At 55.4% G+C, this 624-nt stretch carries 4 tRNA genes and 1 rRNA gene; all 5 read right to left on the reverse strand.

Going from position 1 to position 624, the window contains the following annotated elements:
• Positions 1–51 precede the first annotated feature (51 nt).
• Positions 52–127 (reverse strand) — tRNA-Val (locus LQ229_RS27015).
• A 69-nt stretch (positions 128–196) separates the two neighbouring features.
• A tRNA-Glu gene (locus LQ229_RS27020) sits at positions 197–271 on the reverse strand.
• 3 nt (positions 272–274) lie between these two features.
• A tRNA-Asn gene (locus LQ229_RS27025) sits at positions 275–350 on the reverse strand.
• An 11-nt stretch (positions 351–361) separates the two neighbouring features.
• A tRNA-Ile gene (locus tag LQ229_RS27030) sits at positions 362–438 on the reverse strand.
• Between the two features lie 70 nt (positions 439–508).
• A 5S ribosomal RNA gene (rrf, locus tag LQ229_RS27035) occupies positions 509–624 on the reverse strand.

Raw genomic sequence — 624 nt, forward strand, 5'->3', positions numbered from 1 at the left:
GGTTATGAGCCCGACGAGCTACCGAGCTGCTCCACCCCGCGATATTGTATATGGTGGAGGCTGACGGGATCGAACCGCCGACCCTCTGCTTGTAAGGCAGATGCTCTCCCAGCTGAGCTAAGCCTCCATGTTAACTGGGGTCCCCGAAAAGTAATCGGAATATGCTTAAACGCCTAACGTTACTTTAGGGATAAAATGGTGACCCGTAGGGGATTCGAACCCCTGTTACCTCCGTGAAAGGGAGGTGTCTTAACCCCTTGACCAACGGGCCATATGGCTCCCCGAACAGGACTCGAACCTGTGACAACTCGGTTAACAGCCGAGTGCTCTACCGACTGAGCTATCAGGGAATATATTGTTATGGTGGGCCCTAGTGGACTCGAACCACCGACCTCACCCTTATCAGGGGTGCGCTCTAACCATCTGAGCTAAGGGCCCGAATCGACAAAGGCAATGTTCACTCTCACAGGAACGGCCTGCGATGTCCAACTTGTTTGGGAAGCTTTCCGCTTGGCAACGTCCTACTCTCCCAGGACCCTTCGGTCCAAGTACCATCGGCGCTGGAGGGCTTAACGGTCGTGTTCGGGATGGGTACGCGTGGAACCCCTCCGCCATCGCCACCAA

Origin of the sequence: Paenibacillus sp. CECT 9249, from assembly GCF_918697855.1 — a bacterium.
Lineage (GTDB): Bacteria > Bacillota > Bacilli > Paenibacillales > Paenibacillaceae > MSJ-34.